Origin of the sequence: Micromonospora sp. NPDC047740 (assembly GCF_043204735.1) — a bacterium.
Taxonomy (GTDB): domain Bacteria; phylum Actinomycetota; class Actinomycetes; order Mycobacteriales; family Micromonosporaceae; genus Micromonospora.
This window is the reverse complement of record NZ_JBIDCT010000014.1, coordinates 91,571-115,584: the sequence shown is the minus strand read 5'-3', so window position 1 is coordinate 115,584 and position 24,014 is coordinate 91,571. Positions and strand designations below refer to the sequence as shown.

Below are 24,014 nucleotides of genomic sequence, written 5' to 3'. Positions count from 1 at the left end.
AGCGCAGCAGCGGGAGGTGCCCATGGTCACCGGTCCGATCCAGCAGCCGTCCACCGTCGTCGCGGCGGGCCGACCGCCCGCCGCGCGCCAGCCGGGACCCGCGCTCCCCGGCGACCTGCACGCCCTCGCCCGGGTGCTTGCCGGGCCGGCCGAGCAGCCGCGCTGGCGGGAGCACCTGGTCGTCCAGCTCGGCCCGGTCCGGCGCGGTTTCGCCGAGCACGTCCGGCTCACCGAGGGCCCCAGCGGCCTCTACGCCGAACTGCTCCTGCAGGCGCCCCGGCTGGACCGGGGGGTACGCCGGCTGACCCACGAGCACGCCGCCATCGCCGCGGCGCTCCTCGCCCTCCAACGCGCCGTCGAGCTGCCCGGCGTGCCGGCCGAGGAGCTGCGGGAACGGGTCGGGCACCTGCTGCGGGCCCTCGACCGGCACCGGCAGCGGGGCGCGGACCTGCTCTGGGAGGCGTACCAGACGGACCTGGGCGGGGAGACCTGACCAGCGGAACCGCGGGCAGGGACGCGCCGTCCAACCGGCATGCGTCGCACGATCGCTCTGCTGGGGTTGCCGCTGCTGCTCCTCGCCGGCTGCGCCGCGCCCGGCTCCGCTCCTGCCGGGCCGTCGGTCGATCCTGCCGACCACCGCTGGGAGGCGTTCCACCAGCGCGCCGGCGAGGTGGCCGACGCCTGGCGACCGGGCGAGGTGTGGCGCAGCGGCTACGTGCCGCTCGAGGACGCCACCGTGCTGACCGGGGAGCCGGGCTTCACCGGCGACACCAAGCAGGCGTTCCTCCTCGGCTGGTACCGGGACCAGATCGCCCTGCCCACCGCCACGCCGGCCGACGGGACGATCCGGTTCCCCGACGGCACCCTGCGGGTGCCGCTGATCAGCGCCGCCGACGCGTACGCACAACTGCACCAGGGGGACCCGCCGCCGTGCGACGGGCGGCCGATGACGCCGCCCACCGGCGGGCCGGGGCCCCTCAAGGACGGCGGGCCGACCATCGAGCCGGGACCGGACGGCCTGCTGCCCACCCGCACGGGGCCGGACAGCCCGGTCGCCACCCACGTGGACACCCCCTGCATTCCGCTGACGGTCACCGGGGTGACGCTGGGCAGCGCCTCGGTGCGGACCAGCCGGGGCGTGGCCGAGGTGCCGGCCTGGCTGTTCACCGTGGCGGAACTGCGGGTGCCGGTGGCCCGGCTGGCGGTCGCGCCACGCGCGGTCGGCGCCAAGCCGGAGGCCGTGGCCTCCACCCGGCCGCTGCCCGACGTGGTGGTGGCCGTGCAGACCCTCGACGCCGTGGACGGGGCCCGCCTGGACTACCGGGTCGGGGTGGGCGCGTGCGACAGCGGCGTCACCCCGCTGGTGCTGGAGCGGGACGACGTGGTGGTGCTCGGCGCCGGGGTGGTCCGGTCGACCGGGATCTGCACGGCGCAGCTGGAGCTGAAACCGGTGAGCCTCACCCTGAAGGCGCCGCTGGGTGCCCGGACGGTGCTCGACGTGGGCAGCGGCACCGCCCTCACCCTGGTACGGCGATGAGACTCACAGGATCCGGGGCAGCTCGGTGCTGATCGGCGCCGGCAGCACCGTCGGCCGGTCGGCGGCCAGCGCCGCGTCGAGCGCCTCCCCGAGCCGGTCCAGCGGGTCCACCACGGCGGACGCGCAGCCGTAGCCGTGGGCGATCGCGGCGACGTCCAGCCCGGGCAGGTCCAGCGCGGGCACGCCGGGGGTGTGCTTCAGCTCGGCGAACGCCTTGAGGATGGCGTACTGGTGGTTGACCGGGACCACGACGGCGAGCGGCAGGCGCAGCTGCGCGGCGGTCCACAGCGCCTGCACGGAGTAGTGGAAGGAGCCGTCGCCGACCACGGCCACGACCGGCCGGCCGCGGCCGGTGTCCCGCTCTGCCAGGGCGATCCCGACCGCTGCCGGCAGCCCGAACCCGAGGCCGCCGCTGGCCATGGTGAAGTACGACCGGGGCCGGTTGATCCGCAGCCGGCGGCGCAGCGCGGCCAGGTTGGACGGTGACTCCTGCACCAGCACCCCGTCGGCCGGCCAGTGCCGGGCCAGCGCGGCGAAGAGCGCGTCGGCGCTCGGCGGGCTGGTCGCCTCGGGCGTCTCCGGCTCCGACCGGACCGGTGGGGCTGGCCGGTCCGCCGGCGGCAGCAGCTCCAGCAGGCCCGCCAGGGCCAGCCCGGCGTCGCCGAGCAGGCTCTCCCCGACCGGGGCGCGGGCCGACTCGTCCGGGTCGTCGGCGACGTGCAGCAGCCGGGCGTCGTCGGGCAGGTAGTCGCCCGGCACGTGCGGGTAGTAGCGGAACACCGGCGCGCCGACCACCAGCACCGTGTCGTGCCCGCGCAGTGCCCCGGCGAGTGGGCCGATCGCGTACGGCAGGACCCCCCGGAAGTGCGGGTGGTCCTCGGGGAAGACGGCCCGCTCCGGGGCCGGGGCCGCCCAGACCGGGGCGGCCAGCCGTTCGGCGAGCGCCACGGCCGCCGGCCACGCGTCGGCCCGGTCCACCGCCGCGCCGAGCACGAGCACCGGGGCGCGGCTGGCCGCGAGGGTGGCGGCGAAGCCGCGCAGCCGGTCCGGGTCCGGGGCGGCCCGGGTGGCCACCGTCCGGACCTGCGGGGGCGGATCGGTGGGCTGGTTCCAGTCGTCCATCGGCACGGAGAGGAACACCGGCCCGGCGGGGGGCTGCACCGCCGTGGCGTACGCGCGCATGAAGGCCGCCGGGACGTCCTGCGCGCGGGCCGGCTCGTGGGCCCACTTGACGTACGGCTGGGTCAGCTCCGCCGCCCGCCGGCTGGCCAGCCGGGGTTCGAGCAGCAGCATCTCCCGGGTCTGCTGGCCGGCGCTGACGATCAACGGGGTCTTGTTGTGCCAGGCGGTGACCAGGTTGCCCATCCCGTTGCCGGTGCCCGGGGCGGTGTGCAGGTTGACGTGCGCGGGCCGGCCGGTGGCCTGGGCGTACCCGTCGGCCATGGCCACCGCCGCCGCCTCCTGCAGCGCGTGCACGTAGCGGAAGTCGGCGGGGAAGTCGCGGAGGAAGGGCTCCTCGGTGGAGCCGGGGTTGCCGAAGACGGTGGTCAGCCCCAGGGCGCGCAGCAGGTCGTACGTGGTGTCGCGGACCGTTGCCATCGCCGACTGCCCCCCGTCCCCCAACGGTGCGGGGAGACGGCCCGATGATCAGTTCCCCGACGAACCGAATCTATCCGGCGGTTGCCTGCTTTTCGGGCGCTTCCCGAGTCTCGTGACGGCGGTGGCCGGGCCGGCCACCGGTCAGGGCAGCGGGAATGGCAGTTTGATCCCGTCGAGGGCGTGCCCGCACGGGCAGTCCCGCTCGGACGGCAGCGCGGCGACCGCGTCCAGCAGGACTCCGCGCAGCCGGTCGGTGTTCTCGGCGAAGACCCGGAACACCTCCTCCTGGGTGACCGACTCGCCGGGCGTCACGCCCGCGTCCAGGTCGGTGACCAGCGCGATGGACGTGTAGCAGAGGGCCAGCTCGCGGGCGAGCACGGCCTCCGGGTGGCCGGTCATGTTGACCACCGTGCCGCCGATCGAGGCGAACCAGCGCGACTCGGCCCGGGTGGAGAAGCGCGGCCCCTCGACCACCACCACCGTCCCGCCGTCCACCGCCGGCACGTCCCGCCCGGCCGCCGCGTCGAGCAGCGTCCGCCGGCCGACGGGGCAGTAGGGGTCGGCGAATGGGACGTGCACGGCGCCCTGGTCGTAGTAGGTCTGGGTGCGCCCGCTGGTGCGGTCGACGAGCTGGTCCGGCACCACGAAGGTGCCCGGGCCCAGCTCGGGGCGGAGCCCGCCGACCGCGCAGGGGGCGAGCACCTGGCGTACGCCGAGGGAGCGCAGCGCCCAGAGGTTCGCCCGGTACGGGATCAGGTGCGGCGGGTAGCGGTGGTCGCGTCCGTGCCGGGGCAGGAACGCCACCCGGCGACCGCCCACCTCGGCGATGGTGACCGCGTCCGACGGTGCTCCGTACGGCGTCTGCAGGACGTGTTCGGTGGCGCCGTCGAGCAGGGCGTAGAGCCCCGACCCACCGATCACCGCCAGCTCGGCCGTTGGACCCATCGGTGCTCCCTCGATCCTGTCGCGATCACCCGCCCGTCAGACCTTAGTCAGCGGGCGAGCCGCAGGCTAATGTGCGTGGCATGGTGTTGACCGCGCGGATGGTCGACGACGTCGGATGCGCCACACGGGCGTACGGCTGACGGGTGTCGGACATGCAGGGTGAGGGACAGGCGATCGGTGGCCGAGCCATGGAGTCCATGACCGGGCGGCTGCTGGTCGCGACTCCGGCGCTGAAGGACCCGAACTTCGACCGTACGGTCGTGCTGCTGGTCGCTCACGAGGCCGGCGGTGCCCTCGGCGTGGTGCTGAACCGGGCCACCGAGGTGCCGGTCGCCGATGTCCTGGGCGGCTGGAGCGACCTGGCCCGGGACCCGGCGGTGCTCTTCGAGGGCGGCCCGGTGCAGCCCGACTCGGCCATCTGCCTGGCCCGGATGCGCCACCCGGTCAAGCCGGTGAAGGGCTTCCACCGGGTGTCCGGCGCGGTGGGCACCATCGACCTCTCCGTCGACCCGGAGCGGCTGCGCGAGGCCATCGGCGGGATCCGGGTCTTCGCCGGGTACGCCGGCTGGGGCGCCGGCCAGCTCGAGCGGGAGATCGAGGAGGGGTCCTGGTTCGTCCTCGACGCCCTGCCCGGGGACGCGTTCGTCGACCGGCCCGACGACCTCTGGCCCATGGTGCTGCGCCGGCAGGGCGGCATGATGGCGGCGGTGGCCCACTTCCCGCCGGACGTGGCGCTGAACTGAGCGGCAGGGGGTACCCCGCGAGATGACCATGCCGGCCGGCGTGTGTATAGTTCTCTGCGTGCCCGGGCGACCGGGGACGACCGCAAGGGGCCGTGGCGCAGCTGGTAGCGCACCACACTGGCAGTGTGGGGGTCAGGGGTTCGAGTCCCCTCGGCTCCACCCCAAGCAAAAAAGCCCTGGTGGGGGACACAATCCCCCACCAGGGCTTTTCTCGTTTCTGTTGCTCTCATGCGTACGCGCCCGGCGTGCCTGGGAGGTTCTTCGGGTGCAGGGTCCCTTCGCCGGCCTTCAGCTGAGCTGTTCGGCCAGTCCGACGATGATGCCCTCGGGGCCGCGGACGTAGCAGAGCCGATAGATGTCCTCGCACTGCACCACCTCGCCGACGAGTTCGGCGCCGTGGGTACGCAGTCGGGCAACGACGTCCTCGATGTCGTCGACGGCGAACATGATGCGACGAATGCCCAGCGTGTTCGCCGGCGCGTCCTTCGGTTCGGCGCTGATCGCCTTCGGCGTGTGGAACATCGCGAGCTCGATTCGGCCGTGGCCGTCCGGGGTCCGCAGCATGGCGATGTCCTGTCGGACGTCGTCGATCCCGATGACCCGCTCCACCCAGCGTCCCTCGACTGGCGCCTTGCCCTCCAGCTCCATGCCAAGTTCGACGAAGAACGAAATAACAGCGTCAAGGTCGTCGACAACGATGAGGACGTTGTCCATCCGCTGGATCGTCATGCTGGGTCTGCTTCCTACTTGTTGCTCATTGCTGAGTGGTTCGGATGTTTCGCTCTCCGCCCGGCGGTGGCTGGGCTGGAGTCCTGGACCGGCAGTCTGGTCCGGTGGCGATCGGTCCGCTCCTGCAGGATCTGCTTCACCCGCTGGTGTGGGGTGTGCAGGGCGATGTCGGGGTCGCCGGCTCGGTGCAGGATGTTGATCGCGGCGTTCACGTCGGCCTGCCACACCACCCCGCATCGGGTGCAGTGAAACCTGTCCCCGCTGCGTCGGCCGAAGTCGCCGCAGCGGTGGCAGGTTTGTGAGGTGTAGGCGGCGTTGACGGGAACGTGCGCAGAACCTCTGCGCTCCGACACGCTTTTCAGGGCCTCGGCGGTGACTCCTTTGGTCCATGCGGCGAGACGCCGGTTGATGTTCTTGGGAAGTTTCTTGCGGCCGGTGAAGCGTTTGGTGAGGTCTTCGGCGATCACGGTGGCGGCTTTGTCGACGACCTCGTGCACGGCGGTGAAGATCTCCGTACGAACCCGCGCTCGGTGGCGGGCGGCCTGCCGGTCCCGCTTCACCGTGCCGAGGTTGTGGACCTTGATCCGGTGGGCTTTCGCGTGGTCACCGCGCATCGCGGCGCTGTTGGCGATCGAGCGTAGCTTCGCCCGACGGCGGTTGCGTTCCTTCAACCGGTCCGACTCGGCGGTCAGCAGGTCGCCGAGTTGTTCACCGTGGGCCTGGCCGTCGGAGTCGGTGAGGGCTTCGGTGTAGCCCTTGTCCACACCGACCGTCGCCTCGCCGCACGGCCGCTGCGACGACCGCATCTGTGATGCGTCGATCTGGTAATGGACCTCGACCCGACCCCGGCGCAGGACCAGCCGCAACGTGCCCGTCGGCGCGACGGTCGTGGACAGCGGGATTCGGACCATCCGCCGGGGTTCGAGACCGGGAATCGCCAGCCACAACCGGCCCCGCCCGTCAACGATCGTGTTGTAGTTGTCGGCGCGCACGACGATCTGATCGTGGGTGCGGTTGCGGCCACGCTTCCAATGCTTGCGCATCTGCCGCGCCAGGAACGGATCCCCAGCCCATCGGTCGGTCTTCAACGCGGCGAACATCCGCTTGCGCTCGGCCGGATCGCTCGTGCGTCGGATGATCGCCCGCCGGACGTCGACCTTGGCCGCTTCCAGGTTCGCGGCGATGTCGGCCATGGCGTCGCGGACGGTTTCCTTCCACGCATTCGCCAACACACCGAACGACGCGTGCGTGCCGTCAGCCAGCCACCGGTCCCGCACCTGCCGATCCCGCAACCCGGACCCGACACCGGCGATCGCCCCGTAACGCTGCCACACCTCGCTGCGCACCCGACCCAACCGGCGGGCCTGCTCCACCAGTGCGGCGTACTTACCCGCATTGAGTCGGGCCGAGTAGGCGATACGAGTGACCTTCACCGGTCATCCCCGAATGTCAGGTCCGCCTCTTCGAGTTCCTCTTCGTAGCGGCGCAGACCGTCCAGCCGGCCAGAGAAGGTCCGCACGATGGCCAGCAAGTCCTCCACCCGTTCCTGCTGCGGGGACAGTGACTCCTGGATGGCGGCGACGACCTCGCAGCCGCCGCAGTCCGCCACATGCTCCAGAAAGTCGAAGCCGAACCGCGCCAGCCTGTCCCTATGCGCCACCACCAGCGTGCCAACCTCCCCCTGTAGACCGCGTCCATCAACGCCAGGAACCTTTCACGGCGCAGGTACATCCCGCCGCCGACCTCGCTGACCCACTCGCCCACACGCCAGGCACAACTGCCGCATCGCCGCCACCTGCAAGGCCAAATCCGACTTCTAACCGCACAACGAGGCCCGGCAATACACCACAACCCTTTCGCCTGTCGGCGTCGAAACCCGGCTGCAACACCATACGCACATCGGAATCGTCGAAATACCGCCGAGCCGACGACAGACGACGGGCCACGAACGGACCCTCAACCTCCCACCGGCGCACCTGCTCACAGAGCGGCCCACCCGCCTGGCAAAACCCGCCGATCCGATACACGCCACCCACAACAATCAATTGTTGACAGCTCTAGAAAGGAAAGCAACCACCAGTCGCTGCTCCTTGGTGTGGTACGGCCACGGTGGCCGCGTCCGCCCCTGAGACGGAGCCGCCAGGCCGTTCTCGACATCCTTTGCAACACTCTTCGGGAACCTGTTGGCGCGGCCGGGACCTGGCCGCGTATCTGCGCTGCCTCCTCAGGCGGCGCGCCGTCCGGCCCGGCGGCGATGGCCTGATCGTGGTCTGGGGTGGCGACTGGTGGCTCGGCGAATGTTCATGGCCGGCCCGCTATCGACCGGACGCGGACGCCGGGCCCAGCAGGCGGGCGGAGATGCTTTCCTGGGCCAGTAGGCGCAGCGCCGCGATGAGTGTTTCGCCGAGGACGGTGCCGATCACGACGCTTTCGGCGATCTGGTCAGGGTCGGCGTGCGACGTGACCGCCGCGAGTTCGAGCTCGGTGAACCGTTCCACGGCTTCCGCGTACGCGTCGAGGTGACCGGTGAGGCTGTCCTGGCCGAGCGCTCGCAGGGCGGTGATGGTCTCGACGAGTGTTGCGATGGCGGGCGCGTCCGGCTCGACGGCCCAGCCGCGCCGCGCTACGAGTTCCCGCACCTGTGCGGTGGCTGCGACGCGTACGTCGTCGTCGGCGGTCACCTGACGGTGGGGCGTGATGGCGCGGTGCACCGTCCCGATCCGTTCGTGCAGCGACATGGTTTCGGAGTCGAACGCCTGCAGGACGACCTTCACGCTGGCTACGGGGACCTGGGCCAACTCGATCAGGGCGCGAATCAGGCGCAGCCGGCGCAGGTGCCGCTCCCCGTACCTGGCCTGGTTGGGGCTGGTCAGTTCGCCCGGCGGGAGCAGGCCTTCCCGTAGGTAGTACTTGATCGTCGGCACGGCCACCCCCGACCGGCGACTCAGCTCCGCGATACGCATTTGCCGTCCCCTCCGTCTTCATGGATAGTATCAGTATCCGTAAGCGGGCAGCGCTGCTATCCATCACTACCCGACCCGAAGGAGACCTCGTGCAGACCTTGGCCCTCAGCACCGAGTCGCGGATCATCGCCGGAGCGGTGCTGCTCACGATCGTCACCATCCAGGTGGGCGGCTGGTTCATGACCCGGATCGCCCGTGGCGACGTGCCGATGACCGACTTCCAGAAGTCCTTCGCGCGCGCCGGCCATGGTCACGCCGGCGTGCTGGTCCTGCTGAGCCTGGTCGCACTGCTCTATGTGGACGCCACTGGTCTCGACGGAGCCTTCCTGTGGACCGCGCGGCTCGGAGTGCCGGTCGCCGCGATTCTGATGTCGGCGGGATTCTTCGCGTCGTCCGCCGGCAGGAACGTCACGGCGCCGAACCGGTTCGTCTGGGTGCTGTGGGTGGGCGCGCTCGCTCTCGCTGCGGGCGTGGTGAGTCTCGGCGTGGGGCTGCTGACCGCCTGAACCGTTGCGGAGCTGGCCGGCACCCACCCCGGTGCCGGCCGTCCGTACGAGGAGGCGGCACGGGCCTTCATCGAGTCAAGGTCAGCACTAACCTTCTGATTGCTCGGCCGCTGTCGGAGAGCCGCCTAACATGAGCTGATGACCGTAGATCTTTTCGCGGGCGTCCCCGTCCGCGACTACACCGCGGCGGCGGCCTGGTACGAGCGGCTCCTCGGCGCCCCGCCGTCGTTCCTGCCCAACGACACCGAGGCGGTGTGGGAGTTGGCCGAGCACCGGTACGTGTTCATCGAGGTGCGGCCCGAGCATGCCGGGCACGCCATGCACACCGTCTTCGTCGGCGACTTCGACGCCCGCATCGCCCAGATCGCCGAGCGCGGCCTGGCGCCGGCCGAGCGTGAGACCTACGCCAACGGCGTCCGCAAGGCCATCTTCCGCGACCCGGACGGCAACGAGATCGGCTTCGGCGGCGCGCCGGCCTGAGCGTGGGCCGGGCCGGGAAGTCCGCGCTGATCCGGGCGCGACGGTCGATCCCTACCGCCCGGGCCGGTGCCCGGGAACGGTCACCCCTGCGGGGGTGAGACGAAGTCCTTCGCGCGGATCAGGACGAAGGACAGGATCCCGGCGACGATGCTGACGATCGCCGCGAACAGCAGGACCTCGTTCAGCGCGCTGGCGAAGCTGCCGCGGGCGATCTCGACGAGCAGGCCGCGCTGCTGCGGTGGGACGGTCGCGAACAGTCGGCTCACGCTGCCGTTGCGCAGTGCTGTCGCGATCTCGGCGCTGTGCGGGGCCAACGGGGTGCCGGCAACTCGGGTCTGCACCATGGCGGTCAGTCGGTTGGCGAGCAGGGTGCCCAGCAGTGCGACGCCGGTGGCGATGCCGACCTGCCGGAACGTCAGGTTGATCCCGGACGCCATCCCCGACCGGCGTGGCGCCACGACCCCGACCGCCGTGGAGGCCAGCGGCGGGTTGACGAACCCGATGCCGATGCCCGTCGCGATCAGTCCCGGGATCAGGTGGGTCCACGACGAGGTGGCGGTGAGGCCGCGCATGAGCAGCAACCCGATGCCGACCAGCACCAGTCCTGGGCCGACGAGGGCGCGGACCGGCATCTTCGCGCTCAGCCGTCCCGCCACGCCGCTGGCGACCAGCACGCCGATGGAGAGGATGAGCAGCCGCAGGCCGGTCTGCAGGGCGGTGTAGCCGAGCACGTTCTGCAGGTAGAGGACCAGGTAGAGCAGCATCGAGAAGATGCTGAAGGAGAGGCCGAACGCGGCGATGTCGCCACCTACGAAGGTGGGCACCCGGAACAGCCGTAGATCGAACATCGGGTCCGCGGTGCGGGCCTCGATCAGCAGGAAGGCCACGAGCAGCACGGCGGCCGCGGCGAAGCAGGCGATCACCGGTGTCGCGGTGAAACTGCTGCGTCCCGCTTCGATGAGGGCGTAGACCAGGCAGGCGAGTGCCGCGGAGAAGATCACGAAGCCCGGCCAGTCCGGCCGCGCGCCTTGCTCGTCGCGCGACTCGACCACCTTGCGCAGGGTCAGGACCAGCGCGATGGCACCGATGGGCACGTTGACGAAGAAGATCCACCGCCAGGACAGGCCCGACACCAGCGCGCCACCCACGATGGGCCCGACGGCGACGGCGACGCCGGCCAGGGCACCCCAGATACCGAAGGCCGTGCCGCGTTCGGCGCCGCGGAAGGCGTTGGCCAGGAGGGCCAGCGAGACGGAGAACATGATGGCCCCGCCGATGCCCTGCAGGCCGCGGGACAGTTCGAGCATGAGCGGGGACTGCGCGACGCCGCACAGCGCGGACGCGGCGGTGAAGACGACCAGGCCGATCACGTAGAGCCGGCGGCGGCCGAACAGGTCCGCCAGCGACCCCGCGGTCAGCAGGAGTGCGGCCAGGGTCAGCGCGTAGGCGTCGACGACCCACTGCACGTCGGAGAAGGACGCCCCCAGCGACGCCTGGATGTCGGGCAGCGCGACGTTCACGATCGTCAGGTCGAGCAGCAGCATGAACGTGCCCAGACAGACGGCGGTGAGGGCCCACCATTTCGGGTCGGCCCTTGACGGGGAGGCCCCGTGGGCACCTGAGCTGGCGGTGCCGGGCCGGCTCGGCTCGGTCATAGCCCGGATGCTACCGACGGCTTCGTACCCAAATTCACGTTTGGGGCATATGTACTGGTGGGATGCCTCCCGGCGGCGGGCCAAGCGAGACACCCTGGTGCGGGCAAGGCCCGCACCAGGGTGTCTGTCACTTCTCAGGCGTCAGCAGCCACAGGTGTAGTACAGGATGTCCCAGTGGTTGCCCTCGTCGGTGTAGAGGTTGCCCGACGGGGCTCGCCACTGGTAACCCCAGCCCGATATGTAGCCCACGTATGTGTAGGAGCGGGAGATGTAGTTGTAGACGCAGGTCGTCTTGGCGATGTCGACCTTGTAGCCGTTCCAGTGGCTGTAGGTGCCGCCGGCGTGCCCGGTCTCGGTGCCGCCGGTGATGGTGATGGCGCAGCCACTGGCCCGCTTGAACGTGATGATGCCGTCGATCGTGGCCTGCCGGATGCCCTCGAATGAGGTGCACGTCGGGTTGTTGCGGTCGCTGCAGTTGCCGCTGGAGACCCAGCTGATGCCGGCGGCGCGCAGCTGGGAGGTGGCGCTGGCGTGGCTGATCGCGAAGGCGGGGGTGCTGAAGCCGAGGGCGGTGCCGATGGCCGCGACGCCTGCGAGGAGCAGGGTGAGCATGCGGCGGCGCACTACACGACGGGTCGTTGACATGGCATCTCCTGAATCGCAGCAGGGGCAGATATTTGCGAAGTGGAGGCCGGCCCGTGAAATTTCTACCATGCATCGACGTCTGTGGATAGATGCGCGAGCTGTCGGGCAACTCACGCGAGGTCGTCCAACTCGGTCTGACCAGCGGAAACTTCCCCGGAAATCCATGCCGGTCGACCGGCTCGAGTTGCCCTCGAGCGGGTCTCGAGCGGCGCTCAGGACGCTCGACGCCGCATGCGGCGTCAAGCCACCGGCACCGACCGTCGCCTGTGGAAGAGCCGACCCGCCGGCCTGCGGGCGGAGCGGACGGTGACCGACGACCGCGCGCGCTCCGCGGTGACGCGGACAGCAGGCGCATCGGGTGTCCGGCGGGCTGTGCGGAGTCGACGTACCGAGTGACTGAGAAGGAGTGCCCATGAACCGGTGGCTGCGGCGGATGGTCCCGCTGGCCGTGCTCGCGCTCGCGACGACCGCCTGTTCCACCGACGGCTCGTCCTCGAACGAGAATGATCTCAAGGGCAAGACCGTCAACGTGATCGGCACCTGGGGCGGTGACGAACAGGCCGCGTTCCTCAAGATGGTCGAGCCCTGGGAGAAGCAGACCGGCGCCAAGGTGAAGTACACCGGCACCCGGGACATCAACACTGTCCTGACCACCGGTGTCGCCTCTGGCGTGCTGCCGGACGTGGCCGGACTGCCCGGCCCCGGGCAGATGGCCGAGTACGCCAAGACTGGCAAGCTGCTGCCACTGGACGACGTGCTGGACATCAAAACGTACGAGAGCGAGACCGCCCCGGCGCTGGTCGAGTTGGGCAAGGTCGACGGCAAGGTGCACGGCGTCTTCATCAAGGCCGCCGTCAAGGGCCTCATCTGGTACGACCCGAAGGTCAACGACTACGGGGCGAATCCGCCCAAGACGTGGAACGACCTGATGACCCAGGCGAAGGCGAGCCAGAGCAAGGCGAAGGCGATCTGGTGCGTCGGCCTGGAGTCCGGCGCGGCGTCCGGTTGGCCGGGCACCGACTGGATCGAGGACCTGGTGCTGCGGACCGCGGGCCCGGATGTCTACAGCCAGTGGTATCAGGGCAAGGTCAAGTGGTCCGACGCGGCCATCAAGAAGGCGTTCGAGATCTACGTGAACGACGTCGTCGCCAACACCTACGGCGGCGGCAAGGCCGCCGTGGCGACGAACTTCGAGGCCGGTGGCGACCCGCTGTTCGCGGCCCCGCCCGGCTGCCAGCTGCACCACCAGGGGAGCTTCATCACCGGGTTGGGGAAGTTCAAGCAGGCCAAGGCGGGCACCGACTACAACTTCCTGCCGTTCCCGGACATCGAGGCCCAGTACGCGGGCGCGGTCGAGGGCGCGGGCGACCTGTTCGGCATGTTCAAGGACACGCCGGCCGCGAAGTCGCTGATGAAGTACCTGGTCACGGCCGAGGCGCAGGACATCTGGGTCAAGGCTGGCGGGGCCCTGTCGGCGAACAAGAATGCCAAGAGCTACCCGGATGACGTCAGCAAGCGTTCCGCGGAGATCCTGGCCAACGCGAAGTCCTTCGCCTTTGACGCGTCGGACCTGATGCCGACCGCCATGAACGACGCGTTCTGGAAGGGGATGGTGGCGCTGACCAACGGCACCAAGTCCCTCGACCAGGTCCTCGCCGACCTTGATGCGGCGCAGAAGGACGCGTACCAGTCCTAGTCCGGGCGGGGGAGTGGCGTGGCCGCTCCCCCGCCTCATCCCGTGGTGCGATTCCCGGAGGCAACAGTGGATTCACGCCTGGCCACGGCACTCCAGGTGGTCGTCGGCATTCCGGCCATCCTGATCCTGTACGTCTGGGGAGCCGAGCGCGTGCTCGCCGTCGTCGCGCGCAACAACCAGTGGCAGCAGCGCATCCGGCCGTGGCTCTGGATCGCGCCGGCGCTCGGGTTCCTCGCCTTCTTCCTGATCTATCCGACGATCCGGACGATCATCCGGAGTTTCTACGGCAAGAATGAGCTCACGCCGACATTCGTCGGGCTGGACAACTACCGGTGGTTCTTCACCAACAGTGACGCCATCGGCACGCTCCTCAACAATGTCCTGTGGCTGCTGTTCTTCGCCGGCTTCACGGTCGGGATGGGCCTGGTCATCGCCGTGCTTGTGGACCGGGTCCGGTATGAGGCGCTGGCCAAGAGCATCATCTTCCTGCCACTGGCCATCAGCATGGTCGCGGCCGGTGTCATCTGGAAGTTCATGTACGACTACAAGCCGGAGGGGACTACCCAGACCGGCACGTTGAACGCGTTGCTCGGGGCGGTCGGGCTGGGACCTGTCGGCTGGTTGCAGTCGCCCGGTTTCCGGCTCAGCACGTTCGCGCTCATCGCCATCATGGTGTGGATGTGGACCGGCTTCGCGATGGTCATCATCTCTGCCGCGCTCAAGGGGATCGACCCCGAGCTGCTGGAGGCGGCCCGAATCGACGGCGCCAACGAGTGGCAGGTCTTCCGGCGGGTGATCCTCCCGCTGCTGGGCCCGACCCTGGCGGTCGTCTCCACCACGATGATCATCACCTCGCTGAAGACGTTCGACATCGTCTACACGCTGACGAACGGCAACTACGACACCGAGGTCATCGCCAACCTCATGATCAAGGAGATGTTCGTGTTCGGCGACTTCGGCCGAGCCAGCGCCGTCGCGGTCGTCCTCCTGCTGGCGATCGTCCCGATCATGGGCTTCAACATCCGTAAGTTCCGTGCCCAGGAGTCGATCAGATGACCACGGTCGCAACGCCCAAGGCGCCCGGCACCCGGGCCGCAGCCACCCGCAAGCCCGCCCGGCCTCGCCGCCGCCTGGTGCTGCACCTGGCGGTCGTCGCCCTGATGGTCGTCTGGGCGGTGCCGACGGTCGGGCTGCTGGTGAGCTCGTTCCGTCCACAGTCGGAGCTGTCCACCGCCGGCTGGTGGACGGCGTTCGCCCCGCCGTACCAGTTCACCATGGAGAACTACCGCGACGTCTTCCAGCAGAGCGGCATCGGCGAAGCGTTCGTCAACAGCCTGTTCATCGCCATCCCGGCCACCATCATCCCGCTCTTCGTCGCGGCGTTCGCCGCGTACGCGTTCAGTTGGATGCAGTTCCCCGGCCGTGACGTGCTCTTTGTAGTGATCGTCGGGCTGCTGGTCGTCCCGTTCCAGACCACCCTCATTCCCGTGCTGAAGCTGTTCGCCGAGTGGGAGATCACCGGCCAGTTCCTGGCCGTGTGGCTGGCCCACACCGGCTACGGCCTGCCGTTCGCGGTCTACCTGCTGCGCAACTTCATGGGGTCCCTGCCGCGGGCGGTGTTCGAGTCGGCCTACATGGACGGCGCCTCCCACGTGACGGCGTTCTTCCGGATCGCGGTGCCGATGAGCGTGCCGGCCTTCGCCGCACTGGCGATCTTCCAGTTCCTGTTCGTGTGGAACGACCTGCTCGTCGCGCTGATCTATATCGGGCTCGCGAACTCGGACAACCTGCCGATGACCGCGGCGATCGCGAACCTGGTCAACTCCCTCGGCGGCGGCTGGTACCTCCTCGGCGCGGCGGCGTTCGTGTCGATGGCCCTGCCGTTGGCGGTCTTCTTCGGCCTGCAGCGCTACTTCGTCCGCGGCATCGTGGGCGGCGCGGTCAAAGGCTGACCCGGGCCGGGGCCGGGCCAAACTCGCACCCGGCCCCGGGGCGTCACCGGGTGCCGCGCGTCTTGGGCAGGTCGAACTGGTCGGCCTTGCGGCAGTCCTTCTGCCCGCCGATCGCGGCCGGGCCGAGCCGGTCGAGTTCCTGCCGGGCCCGGAACCGGCCCAGGTTCCACGCGTACCAGGGGTCGGACTCGGCCAGGTCGTCGGCGATCCAGCTCAACGTGCAACGGCGTACCGGATCGGGGAGCCTGGCCAGAGCCGGGGTGGCGTCCGCGGAGAGCGCCCGCAGGTACCACGCGTCGATCTTCCCGGTCTGCTCGTACCGCAGGATGTTGCGCCGCGCGGCGTAGTCCTCCGGGTTGAGCACCGCCAGGCCGAGCAGCATCGCCACGGCCAGCGCCACGGTCGACCCGGGGATCCAACGGCCCTGCCACCGGACGCCCGCCGCCAGGATCATCAGGAAGACCACCCCGAGCAGCAACTCGAACGCCATCACGAAGATCCGCTCGCCGGTGAAGCTGTAGACCTTCTGGTACGTCCACATCCGGGACAGCGCGGACACCACGATCACCACACTGAGCGCACTGAGCAGGCCCAGCAGGACGCGCAGCACGGTGCGTTCGACCGGACGCTCCCGGCTGGCCCACCGGCTCACCGCGGCCAGCACGGCCAGGGTCAGCAGGGTGACGAAGAGCAGCTGCCAGAAGCCGCTACGGGCGTACTCGGAGTAGCTCAGCCCGGCGACCTTCTGCACGTGCCGCTGCCCGCCGAAGAGCACGGTGAACTGCACGACCACGAAACCGACGAAGAGCAGCGTCAGCGCCCCGATGGCCGGGGCCCATTCCAGCAGCCCGAGCCGGCGGTTGCTCGGCTTGTCCACCGTGGACAGGTCGGGCGGCGCGGCCAGGGTGTAGACCGCCGCGACCGCGATCAGCCCGCCGACGGCGGCCAGGAAGATCCCGCGGAACATCGCCCCGACGTCGGTGTTCGGGACGGTCGCGCCGATGAGCTCGGAGAACGCCGCGTCGGCCGAGGCGAGCAGACTGCCGAACACCAACAGCACCAGCACCGTGGCGACGACCGAGGCGACGACCCGGCGGACCTTCCCGGCGTCCGGGGAGGCGGTGATGTGCCGGCGTACCCAGGGCAGGCCGCGGAATGCCGCGAACGGCGCCGCGAGCAGGCCGAACAGGATCGAGCGGACCAACCGCCCGCCGACGATGGCCAGGGTAGCGCAGCCCAGTGCGCCGAGGACACAGAACGTCACCAGCCACCAGGCGTTGCGGAAGGCGAGCACGGCCAGCAGGACCAGGGCGGCCGCCGCCCAGCCGCCCCGGATCAGTCGGTCGGTGCGGGGCAGGTCGGCGGTACGCCGCCGGACCGCCACCAGCACGCCGAGGGTCAGCGTGAGCCAGCCGAGGAACCAGCCGATGCCGACCCGGCTCAGCGGCACGAAGAACGCGGTGCCGAGCGCGCCGGCGAGGACCGCGAGCGGGGCGGCTCGCCCGGTGGCCGGCTTCGGCCCGGGCCAGCGCGCGCCGAGGAACGACGTCCGGGGCACGGGCGGGCGCGGCGCCCAGCCGCCCCCGGGGTGCAGCACGGGCTGCGTCACGACGTACGGCGGTGGATAGCCCGGAGGCGGGGGCGTCGCCGGTGCGGCTGAGGACTGCGGGGCGATCCCGGTCGGCGGCGGCGTCGTGTCCGCTGCCGGGGTGCCCTGGGGCGCCGGTGCGTCGGCTGCGTCCTTGTCAGCCGCCGGTCCGTCGGTGGCGCTCCCGGTGCCGGCCGTGGCCGGCGCGCTCGCCGTGGCCTCGACGGCCGGCGGGGTCGCCTGGGCCGGCACGCCCGGTGCGGGCGCCATGACCCGCGGGGCCGCCGCCTGCGCGGGCACCGGCTGGTCCTCGCCAGGTGACACCAGCGGTACGAACAGCGCGTAGCCGCGCGTGCCGGGCGGCACGGTAACCGGGATCGCCCAGGCCGGCTGGCCCTCCTGGCCGGGCCACACCAGGCCGGGCGGCGCGCCGTCCCCCGTGGGCATGACGAGCAGGTACGGCGTGACGTCGGCGGGGACGTCACCGCCGCTCGGTCCGGTCGCCGGGGCGGTCCGGGGGGAATCTGGCGCCGATGGCGACTCGGACACGACACGCTCCTTGATCGCTTGGTCCCGACACTGTAGGGCCCGACCCCGGTCCGCCGCCGCCCCGCGCCGCCCCGGCGGCCCGTTCGGTCAGCACACCCGGGCCGGCCGGTGAACCGCCCGTGCCGCCGGGCTGCCTCGCCGTCGGAACCGCGCCGCGCGGCCGTCTCGCGACGGAACCTGGCGGCGCGGTCCGAGACCCAGGGATCAGCCCAGGGCCCGCTCGATCTCGGCCAGTTCCTCGGCGGTGAAGTCGAGGTTGTCCAGCGCGGCCACGTTTCCCTCCAGCTGGGCCACGCTGCTCGCCCCGATGATCAGGCTGGTCATCCGCGGGTCGCGCAGCGCCCAGGCCAGGGCGAGCTGGGCCAGGGTCTGGCCGCGCCGCTCGGCGATCGCGCCGAGCGCCCGGATGGTCGCCATCCGCTCCTCGGTCAGGTCGCTCTCGTTGAGGAACACGCTGGTGCGCACCCGGGAGTCGGCCGGGATCCCGCCCAGGTAGCGGTCGGTGAGCAGGCCCTGCGCCAGCGGGCTGTACGCGATGCAGCCCGCGCCGACCTTCTCCAGCGTGTCCAGCAGGCCGTCCGTCTCGGTCCAGCGGTTGAACATCGAGTAGGCCGGCTGGTTGATCAGCAGCGGCGTACCGAGGTCCCGCAGGATCGCGGCGGCCCGGGCGCTCTGCTCGGAGTTGTAGTTGGAGATGCCGACGTACAGCGCCTTGCCGGAGCGGACGATGGCGTCCAGCGCGCCCATCGTCTCCTCCAGCGGCGTGTCCGGGTCGAACCGGTGCGAGTAGAAGATGTCCACGTAGTCGAGCCCGAGCCGGCGCAGCGACTGGTCCAGCGACGAGATCAGGTACTTGCGGGAGCCCCATTCGCCGTACGGGCCGGGCCACATCAGGTAGCCGGCCTTGCTGGAGACGACCAGCTCGTCCCGGTACGGCTTGAGGTCGGTGGCGAGCAGCCGGCCGAAGTTCTCCTCGGCGGTGCCGGGCGGCGGGCCGTAGTTGTTGGCCAGGTCGAAGTGGGTGATGCCGAGGTCGAAGGCGCGTCGGACGATGTCGCGCTGCCGCTCGTACGGCCGGTCCGGCCCGAAGTTGTGCCACAGCCCGAGGGAGATGGCGGGCAGGCGCAGACCGCTGCGTCCGCTGCGCCGGTAGGTCATCGAGTCGTAACGCTGATCAGCGGCGAGGTAGGTCACCACGCGACCCTAGTCCTGGCGTGTGACGGGACCGCGATCAGAGGTCGTAGCGCAGGCGGGGGAGGGTGCGGCCGGTGGAGGGGGAGACGGCGGTGCCGGCCGGGACCGCGCCGACGTGCCGGTAGAACGGCTCCGCGCCCGGGTCCGCGTCGAGCCACAGCGCACGGGCGCCCGCGGCGCGGGCCGTGGCCACGGCGTGGTCGAACAGCACCCGACCGACGCCGGTGCCGATCGCCGGCGGGTCCACGAAGAGCATGTCCAGCTCCAGCTCGGGCGGGGTGCCGCCGAGCACCAACAACCCGACCGCCGCGCCGTCCCGTTCGGCTACCGCCACCTGCCGCGTGGCCACGTCCGCGGGGGTCAGCGTCAGCTCGCTGCGGCAGCGGGCCAGGAACTCGGCCTCGTAGCCCCAGTGACCCTTGGAACGCAGTGCCAGCTCGGTCAGCTCGGCCGCCTCGGTGGGGCGGGCGGCCCGGATGCGGAGATCCACCCGCCTATTGTGCCGCCGGTGGCGGAACGGGCGTGGGGTCCCGCTTGTCCGGGTAGCTTCGGTGCCATGCGTTTCGTCCAGCTCGACACCCCCAAGCCGATCTCGAAGATCGGCCTCGGCACGTGGCAGTTCGGCTCGAAGGAGTGGGGCTACGGTGCCGACTACGAGCGCCGGGCAGCGGACATCGTCCGGCGGGCGCTCGACCTCGGCGTCACCCTCTTCGACACCGCCGAGCTCTACGGCTTCGGCCGCAGCGAGCGCATCCTCGGCGCGGCGCTCGGCGCCGACCGGGCCAAGGTCGTGGTGGCCAGCAAGATCTTTCCGGTGCTGCCGGTCGCCCCGGTGGTGCACCAGCGCGCGGTCGCCTCCGCCGCCCGGCTCGGCGTCAGCTGCATCGACCTCTACCAGGTGCACCAGCCCAACCCGGTGGTCGCCGACACCACCACCATGCGGGGCATGCGCGGCCTGCAGGACGTCGGGCTGGTCGGCGAGGTCGGGGTCAGCAACTACCGCCTGCGCCGCTGGCAGGCGGCCGAGGCCGCGCTCGGCCGCCGGGTGCTGAGCAACCAGGTCCGCTACAGCATGGTCGACCGTGGCCCCGAGGAGGACCTGATTCCGTACGCGGAGCAGGCCGGCCGGATCGTCATCGCGTACAGCCCGCTCGCGCAGGGGTTCCTCTCCGGCCGGTATGACGCGCGGAACCTGCCCGGCGGGGCGGTCCGCCGGGCCAACGCGTACTTCCTGCCGGAGAACCTGGAACGCGGCACCCCGTTGATCGCCACGCTGCGCGAGGTGGCCGCCGCGCACGACGCCACGCCCAGCCAGATCGCCCTGGCGTACGTGCTGCGCTCCCCGAACGTGGTGGCCATTCCCGGCGCCTCCGGCGTCGAGCAGATGGAACGCAACGCGGCCGCCGCCGAGATTGACCTGGCCGACGACGAGTACGCCGCCCTGGCCACCGCCGCCCGGCAGTTCCGGCCGGTCACCGGCCTGGCCGCCGTACCCAAGCTGATCCGCGCCCGGACCGGGAAGTGACCACCATGGACGACATCACCGCACTCATCCTCGACGACCACGCCGCCTTCCGTCGCGGCTTCGCCCGGCTCGACGACGCCCGCGACCCGACCGAGTTGCTGTCCATCTGGGAAGCGCTCGCCCTGCATCTGGACATCCACGCCGAGGCGGAGGAGGCCATCCTCTACCCGCACCTGGTCAAGCACGGCGACGACGGCGAGGAGGAGACCGAGGACGCCATCGGCGACCACAACAAGATCCGCGACGCGATCGCCGAGTCGAAGCGCCACGAGGTCGGCTCGGACCCCTGGTGGGCGGCGGTGTGGAAGGCCCGCCGGGAGAACAGCGAGCACCTCGCCGAGGAGGAGGACGAGGCGCTGCCCGACTTCCGCCGGCACGCCGGCGTGGAGCTGCGCGCCGAGTTGGGGGCGCGCTGGCTGAGGTTCTACGGCGAGCACAAGAACGGCCGGAACCTGCCGTTCCTGGACAAGGACCCCGAGAAGTACGTCCAGGAGCACCGCTGACGCCTCGGCGGTGCGGATCTCCCCATCGTGGGGGAGTCGACCGGGTGCTGGGCGGCGCGAGAATGGGTGGGTGAGTCTCCGGGGGGTGCTGGGGCCGCTGGTGCGCGGGAGCACCTGGCGGCGGGCGGTGTTCCTGCTGCTCGGCGGGGTGCTCGCGCTGCCGTACGCGTTGCTCGCGGCGGTCTTCGCCCAGATGCTGGCCAACGACGACGCACCCCGGCCGGTGGTCTTCGGGCTGCTGCTGGTGGCCGTGCTGCTCGCGGCGGTGCCGGTGTTCCTCGCCGGCAGTCGGGCCCTGGAGATCGCGGCTGCGCGGGCGCTGCTCGCGGTCGACCTGCCCGAGCCGGCGGCGGGCCACCGGATCGACCGGGAGACCCGGGTACGCGCCGCGCTCTGGATCGCGCTGCACCTGTTCACCGGCGGTCTGGTGCTGTTCGCGGCGATCAGCGCCCTGCCGATGGCGCTGGTCTTCCTGGCCGGGCCGATCGGCCTCGACCCGGGCGTGAGCCGGGCCAACGGGTTCGGGCCGCTGATCGCGAACCCGGTCGGCGCCACGCTGACCGGGGTGGTGCTGCTGGTCGGGCTCGGCTACGCGGTGGCCGGGCTGGGCGCCCTCGCCGCGTCGATGGCGCCGGTGCTGCTCGGCCCGTCCCAGGGCGAGCGGATCGCCGCGCTGGAGGCCCGGGCCGCCCGGCTGGCCGAGCGGAACCGGCTGGCCCGGGAGCTGCATGACTCGGTCGGACATGCGCTGACCGTGGCCACGCTCCAGGCCGGGGCCGCCCGTGAACTGCTCGACGTCGACCCGGAGTTCACCCGGCGGGCGCTACTCGCCATCGAGGAGACCAGCCGGCACGCGATGGACGATCTGGACCACGTGCTCGGGTTGCTGCGGGAGAGCGACGGCGGGCGGACGCGGGCCTCCACCGCACCGCAGCCCACCCTGGCCCGGCTGGACCGGCTGGTCGCCGACACCCGCGCCGCCGGCCTGGCGGTCGAGTCCCGGGTCAGCGGGGCGGTCGGGGCGTTGCCCGCGTCGGTGTCCCGGGAGGGCTACCGGATCGTGCAGGAGGGGCTGACCAACGCGGCCCGGCACGGCCGCGGTCCGGTGACGCTGCGGGTGGACGTACCCCAGGACGCGGCGGCTCCCGGTCGCGGCGCGGCGTCGGACGCGCCGGCCTGGACCAGTCGGTGGTTGGAGATCGAGCTGGTCAACGGCCTGCGCGGCGCGGCGCGGGCGGAGCGCGGCGGACGCGGCCTGGCCGGCATGCGGGAGCGGGTGCTGCTGCTCGGCGGGCGGCTCACCGCCGGGCCGGAGGACGACCGGTGGCGGGTGCGGGCCTCGCTGCCGGTGCCGAGGGGGGATGACGGGTGAGCATCGACGTGCTGATCGTCGACGACGACGAGCTGGTCCGGGTGGGGCTGCGGGCCATCGTGGACGCCCAGCCGGACCTGCGGGTGGTCGGTGAGGCGACGGACGGCGCGGAGGTGCCGCCGCTGGTGGCGAAGCTGCGCCCCCGAGTGGTGCTGATGGACGTCCGGATGCCCGCCATCGACGGCATCCAGGCGACCCGCCGGCTGCTCGCCACCTCCGCCGACCCGCCGCGCATCCTGGTGATCACCACGTTCGCCAACGACGAGTACGTCTACGACGCGCTGCGCGCCGGGGCGAGCGGCTTCCTGCTCAAGCGGGCCCGCCCGAGCGAGGTGGTGGAGGCGATCCGGGTGGTGGCGGCCGGTGAGTCGCTGCTCTTCCCGGCGGCGATCCGGCAGCTCGTCGGGGCGTACGGGGGCCGAGGCGGGGACGGGCTGCGGTCGGCGCGGCTCACCGACCGGGAGGCCGAGGTGCTGCGGCTGATGGCCACCGGGCTGTCCAACACTGAGATCGCCGAGCGGCTGGTGGTCGGGGTGGAGACGGTGAAGACCCACGTCGGCAACGTGCTGACCAAGCTCCGGGTACGGGACCGCACGCAGGCGGTGATCGCCGCGTACGAGTCGGGCTTCGTGGTGCCGACCGGCTGAGTCCCTCCGGCGGGGGAGCGGGTTCCCCACCGCACGGGAGGATCGGGGTGCCCGGCCGGCCGAGGCTGGAGCCATGATGACGATCACCGATTCCCCACCCCGCCGGGCCGCCGGGGCGCGGCTTCGTCTGGCCGCCCCGTTCGCCGCCGCCTGGCTCGGCTGCTGGGGCCTGCTCGCCGGAGTCTCCTCGCTGATCGGGTCCGGCTACCCGTTCGGCGCCAACGATTCGCACGGCGAGGCCAGCCTGCTCCGGCTGGTCCCGGTCCACCTCGGCGCCCCGCTGTTCGCCGGGGTGCTGCTGCTCGCGGCGGTCGCGGCGCTGCTGATGAGCCGCACCGACGCGGTACGCGGTCTGCCCCGGGCGCTGTTGCTCGGCTACGGATGGGCGGTCGCCTTCGGGCTGTCGGTGGTGGTGCCGGACGCCCGGGTGCTGGTCATCCTCGGCTACCTGCCGATGCTGATCATCGGCGCGCCGTTCGGCTGGCCGCCGGTCGACTACGCCGACGTCTTCGACTGGCCGCTGCTGGCGAGGTGCTGCGCGTTGGTCGGCGCTGTTCTGCTGGCCGGGGCGCTGTTGGTCTGGCAGCGGCGTACCGCCGGCGCCTGCCCGGCCTGCGGTCGCGACGACGACGAGCGGGCCTGGACCTCGCCCGCGGCGGCCGCCCGCTGGGGGCGGTGGGCCGCCTACCCGGCCGCGGCCATCCCGCTCTCCTACGCGGTGGTCCGGTTCGCCTGGGCGGCAGGCATTCCGCTCGGCATCCCGGGGGACTTCCTGCGGGAGATGCGGGAGACCGGGCTGGTGTGGGCGGGTGCCGGACTGGCCGCGTTCGCCACGGTCGGCGCGATCCTCACCCTCGGCCTGGTAAGGCCCTGGGGTGAACGGTTCCCCCGGTGGATGGTGGGGCTGGCCGGGCGGCGGGTGCCGATCACGTTGGCGGTCGTACCGGCGGCCTTGGTCGCGATCTCGGTGACCGCGGCCACCCTCGGGCTGATCAGCCTCCCCAAGTTCTGGGAGATGAGTGGCGGGTTCAGTCTCACCACCGCGCCGATGCTGCTCTGGCCGCTCTGGGGGGTCGCGCTCGGGGCGGCGGCGGTGGCGTACCACCTGCGCCGTCGGGGTGCCTGCCCACGGTGTGGCAGGCGTGACGAACCCGTTCAGCAGCGCGGGAATCTTCCTGGTTGAGCC

General features: G+C 71.5%; 23 protein-coding genes, 1 tRNA gene and 1 pseudogene. 14 read left to right on the top strand and 11 right to left on the bottom strand.

What is annotated here, in order from left to right; genetic code table 11:
• Positions 1 to 22: 22 nt before the first annotated feature.
• Both ACGF4F_RS25245 and ACGF4F_RS25240 read left to right on the top strand, forming a co-directional pair.
• Complete coding sequence (locus tag ACGF4F_RS25245; protein WP_357436635.1) at positions 23 to 493, top strand: hypothetical protein; 471 nt, start codon at positions 23 to 25, stop codon at positions 491 to 493.
• 39 nt (positions 494 to 532) lie between these two features.
• A complete protein-coding gene (locus ACGF4F_RS25240; protein WP_357436637.1) occupies positions 533 to 1,537 on the top strand; it encodes a hypothetical protein in 1,005 nt (334 codons plus the stop codon).
• Between the two features lie 3 nt (positions 1,538 to 1,540).
• Here ACGF4F_RS25240 and mdlC read toward each other — a convergent pair whose 3' ends face one another.
• On the bottom strand, positions 1,541 to 3,136 hold the full coding sequence (gene mdlC, locus ACGF4F_RS25235) for a benzoylformate decarboxylase (protein WP_357436640.1): 1,596 nt from the start codon (positions 3,134 to 3,136) through the stop codon (positions 1,541 to 1,543).
• A gap of 141 nt (positions 3,137 to 3,277) precedes the next feature.
• The gene (locus ACGF4F_RS25230; protein ID WP_393080813.1) at positions 3,278 to 4,081 is read right to left on the bottom strand and encodes an S-methyl-5'-thioadenosine phosphorylase; all 804 of its coding nucleotides are present in this window, start codon (positions 4,079 to 4,081) and stop codon (positions 3,278 to 3,280) included.
• Positions 4,082 to 4,233: 152 nt separating this feature from the next.
• Between ACGF4F_RS25230 and ACGF4F_RS25225 the strand changes: the two genes are divergently transcribed.
• Together ACGF4F_RS25225 and ACGF4F_RS25220 are read left to right on the top strand one after the other, a co-directional pair.
• On the top strand, positions 4,234 to 4,824 hold the full coding sequence (locus ACGF4F_RS25225; RefSeq protein WP_357436645.1) for a YqgE/AlgH family protein: 591 nt from the start codon (positions 4,234 to 4,236) through the stop codon (positions 4,822 to 4,824).
• Positions 4,825 to 4,910: 86 nt separating this feature from the next.
• Positions 4,911 to 4,983, top strand: a tRNA-Ala gene (locus tag ACGF4F_RS25220).
• Positions 4,984 to 5,112: 129 nt separating this feature from the next.
• Here the strand turns inward: ACGF4F_RS25220 and ACGF4F_RS25215 are convergent.
• From ACGF4F_RS25215 to ACGF4F_RS25200, 4 genes and pseudogenes are all read right to left on the bottom strand, one after another.
• On the bottom strand, positions 5,113 to 5,553 hold the full coding sequence (locus tag ACGF4F_RS25215; RefSeq protein WP_393080810.1) for a VOC family protein: 441 nt from the start codon (positions 5,551 to 5,553) through the stop codon (positions 5,113 to 5,115).
• A 14-nt stretch (positions 5,554 to 5,567) separates the two neighbouring features.
• The gene (locus tag ACGF4F_RS25210) at positions 5,568 to 6,986 is read right to left on the bottom strand and encodes an RNA-guided endonuclease TnpB family protein (protein WP_393080807.1); all 1,419 of its coding nucleotides are present in this window, start codon (positions 6,984 to 6,986) and stop codon (positions 5,568 to 5,570) included.
• Positions 6,983 to 7,589: pseudogene (locus ACGF4F_RS25205) on the bottom strand (IS607 family transposase). Before ACGF4F_RS25205 ends, ACGF4F_RS25210 begins: the two are co-directional and overlap by 4 nt.
• Positions 7,590 to 7,868: 279 nt before the next feature.
• The gene (locus ACGF4F_RS25200; RefSeq protein WP_393080804.1) at positions 7,869 to 8,516 is read right to left on the bottom strand and encodes a MerR family transcriptional regulator; all 648 of its coding nucleotides are present in this window, start codon (positions 8,514 to 8,516) and stop codon (positions 7,869 to 7,871) included.
• A gap of 89 nt (positions 8,517 to 8,605) precedes the next feature.
• Between ACGF4F_RS25200 and ACGF4F_RS25195 the strand changes: the two genes are divergently transcribed.
• Positions 8,606 to 9,022 carry a hypothetical protein gene (locus ACGF4F_RS25195; protein ID WP_357436660.1) on the top strand — a complete coding sequence of 139 codons (417 nt, stop codon included), beginning with the start codon at positions 8,606 to 8,608 and terminating at the stop codon, positions 9,020 to 9,022.
• A gap of 138 nt (positions 9,023 to 9,160) precedes the next feature.
• Positions 9,161 to 9,502: a VOC family protein gene (locus ACGF4F_RS25190; protein WP_393080801.1), complete on the top strand. Its 342-nt coding sequence runs from the start codon at positions 9,161 to 9,163 to the stop codon at positions 9,500 to 9,502.
• An 80-nt stretch (positions 9,503 to 9,582) separates the two neighbouring features.
• Here ACGF4F_RS25190 and ACGF4F_RS25185 read toward each other — a convergent pair whose 3' ends face one another.
• Complete coding sequence (locus ACGF4F_RS25185) at positions 9,583 to 11,157, bottom strand: MFS transporter (RefSeq protein WP_393080798.1); 1,575 nt, start codon at positions 11,155 to 11,157, stop codon at positions 9,583 to 9,585.
• Between the two features lie 141 nt (positions 11,158 to 11,298).
• Entirely contained in the window at positions 11,299 to 11,802 is a 504-nt protein-coding gene (locus tag ACGF4F_RS25180) for a hypothetical protein (protein ID WP_073832775.1), read from the bottom strand.
• Positions 11,803 to 12,214: 412 nt separating this feature from the next.
• Here ACGF4F_RS25180 and ACGF4F_RS25175 point away from each other — a divergent pair, with 412 nt between their 5' ends.
• From ACGF4F_RS25175 to ACGF4F_RS25165, 3 genes are all read left to right on the top strand, one after another.
• Positions 12,215 to 13,498 (top strand): ABC transporter substrate-binding protein, encoded by a 1,284-nt coding sequence (locus tag ACGF4F_RS25175; protein WP_393080794.1) that lies wholly within the window; start codon positions 12,215 to 12,217, stop codon positions 13,496 to 13,498.
• Positions 13,499 to 13,564: 66 nt separating this feature from the next.
• A complete protein-coding gene (locus ACGF4F_RS25170; RefSeq protein WP_393080791.1) occupies positions 13,565 to 14,554 on the top strand; it encodes a carbohydrate ABC transporter permease in 990 nt (329 codons plus the stop codon).
• Positions 14,551 to 15,450, top strand: a complete 900-nt coding sequence (locus ACGF4F_RS25165) for a carbohydrate ABC transporter permease (RefSeq protein ID WP_393080788.1) — start codon at positions 14,551 to 14,553, stop codon at positions 15,448 to 15,450. The genes ACGF4F_RS25170 and ACGF4F_RS25165 overlap by 4 nt, the downstream gene beginning before the upstream one ends.
• Positions 15,451 to 15,493: 43 nt before the next feature.
• On the opposite strand, the gene ACGF4F_RS25160 is transcribed toward ACGF4F_RS25165, so the two are convergent.
• The 3 genes from ACGF4F_RS25160 to ACGF4F_RS25150 all read right to left on the bottom strand — a co-directional run bounded on the left by ACGF4F_RS25160 (position 15,494) and on the right by ACGF4F_RS25150 (position 19,271).
• On the bottom strand, positions 15,494 to 17,587 hold the full coding sequence (locus ACGF4F_RS25160; protein ID WP_393080785.1) for a DUF4153 domain-containing protein: 2,094 nt from the start codon (positions 17,585 to 17,587) through the stop codon (positions 15,494 to 15,496).
• Positions 17,588 to 17,791: 204 nt separating this feature from the next.
• Entirely contained in the window at positions 17,792 to 18,781 is a 990-nt protein-coding gene (gene mgrA, locus ACGF4F_RS25155; protein WP_357436681.1) for an L-glyceraldehyde 3-phosphate reductase, read from the bottom strand.
• 37 nt (positions 18,782 to 18,818) lie between these two features.
• The gene (locus tag ACGF4F_RS25150; RefSeq protein WP_393080781.1) at positions 18,819 to 19,271 is read right to left on the bottom strand and encodes a GNAT family N-acetyltransferase; all 453 of its coding nucleotides are present in this window, start codon (positions 19,269 to 19,271) and stop codon (positions 18,819 to 18,821) included.
• 66 nt (positions 19,272 to 19,337) lie between these two features.
• Here ACGF4F_RS25150 and ACGF4F_RS25145 point away from each other — a divergent pair, with 66 nt between their 5' ends.
• From ACGF4F_RS25145 to ACGF4F_RS25125, 5 genes are all read left to right on the top strand, one after another.
• The gene (locus ACGF4F_RS25145) at positions 19,338 to 20,306 is read left to right on the top strand and encodes an aldo/keto reductase (RefSeq protein WP_393080778.1); all 969 of its coding nucleotides are present in this window, start codon (positions 19,338 to 19,340) and stop codon (positions 20,304 to 20,306) included.
• Positions 20,307 to 20,311: 5 nt separating this feature from the next.
• Entirely contained in the window at positions 20,312 to 20,809 is a 498-nt protein-coding gene (locus tag ACGF4F_RS25140; protein ID WP_357437165.1) for a hemerythrin domain-containing protein, read from the top strand.
• A 70-nt stretch (positions 20,810 to 20,879) separates the two neighbouring features.
• On the top strand, positions 20,880 to 22,181 hold the full coding sequence (locus ACGF4F_RS25135) for a sensor histidine kinase (RefSeq protein ID WP_393080775.1): 1,302 nt from the start codon (positions 20,880 to 20,882) through the stop codon (positions 22,179 to 22,181).
• Entirely contained in the window at positions 22,178 to 22,828 is a 651-nt protein-coding gene (locus ACGF4F_RS25130) for a response regulator transcription factor (protein WP_073832894.1), read from the top strand. Before ACGF4F_RS25135 ends, ACGF4F_RS25130 begins: the two co-directional genes overlap by 4 nt.
• A gap of 76 nt (positions 22,829 to 22,904) precedes the next feature.
• The gene (locus ACGF4F_RS25125; protein ID WP_393080772.1) at positions 22,905 to 24,011 is read left to right on the top strand and encodes a hypothetical protein; all 1,107 of its coding nucleotides are present in this window, start codon (positions 22,905 to 22,907) and stop codon (positions 24,009 to 24,011) included.
• Positions 24,012 to 24,014 lie beyond the last annotated feature (3 nt).

Bases quoted from the DNA above. Each gene is read 5' to 3' on its own strand.
- ACGF4F_RS25245 (WP_357436635.1), top strand. From the start codon at position 23: ATGGTCACCGGTCCGATCCAGCAGCCGTCCACCGTCGTCGCGGCGGGC.
- ACGF4F_RS25240 (WP_357436637.1), top strand. From the start codon at position 533: ATGCGTCGCACGATCGCTCTGCTGGGGTTGCCGCTGCTGCTCCTCGCC.
- mdlC (WP_357436640.1), bottom strand. From the start codon at position 3,136: ATGGCAACGGTCCGCGACACCACGTACGACCTGCTGCGCGCCCTGGGG.
- ACGF4F_RS25230 (WP_393080813.1), bottom strand. From the start codon at position 4,081: ATGGGTCCAACGGCCGAGCTGGCGGTGATCGGTGGGTCGGGGCTCTAC.
- ACGF4F_RS25225 (WP_357436645.1), top strand. From the start codon at position 4,234: ATGCAGGGTGAGGGACAGGCGATCGGTGGCCGAGCCATGGAGTCCATG.
- ACGF4F_RS25215 (WP_393080810.1), bottom strand. From the start codon at position 5,553: ATGACGATCCAGCGGATGGACAACGTCCTCATCGTTGTCGACGACCTT.
- ACGF4F_RS25200 (WP_393080804.1), bottom strand. From the start codon at position 8,516: ATGCGTATCGCGGAGCTGAGTCGCCGGTCGGGGGTGGCCGTGCCGACG.
- ACGF4F_RS25190 (WP_393080801.1), top strand. From the start codon at position 9,161: ATGACCGTAGATCTTTTCGCGGGCGTCCCCGTCCGCGACTACACCGCG.
- ACGF4F_RS25185 (WP_393080798.1), bottom strand. From the start codon at position 11,157: ATGACCGAGCCGAGCCGGCCCGGCACCGCCAGCTCAGGTGCCCACGGG.
- ACGF4F_RS25180 (WP_073832775.1), bottom strand. From the start codon at position 11,802: ATGTCAACGACCCGTCGTGTAGTGCGCCGCCGCATGCTCACCCTGCTC.
- ACGF4F_RS25175 (WP_393080794.1), top strand. From the start codon at position 12,215: ATGAACCGGTGGCTGCGGCGGATGGTCCCGCTGGCCGTGCTCGCGCTC.
- ACGF4F_RS25165 (WP_393080788.1), top strand. From the start codon at position 14,551: ATGACCACGGTCGCAACGCCCAAGGCGCCCGGCACCCGGGCCGCAGCC.
- ACGF4F_RS25145 (WP_393080778.1), top strand. From the start codon at position 19,338: ATGCGTTTCGTCCAGCTCGACACCCCCAAGCCGATCTCGAAGATCGGC.
- ACGF4F_RS25140 (WP_357437165.1), top strand. From the start codon at position 20,312: ATGGACGACATCACCGCACTCATCCTCGACGACCACGCCGCCTTCCGT.
- ACGF4F_RS25125 (WP_393080772.1), top strand. From the start codon at position 22,905: ATGACGATCACCGATTCCCCACCCCGCCGGGCCGCCGGGGCGCGGCTT.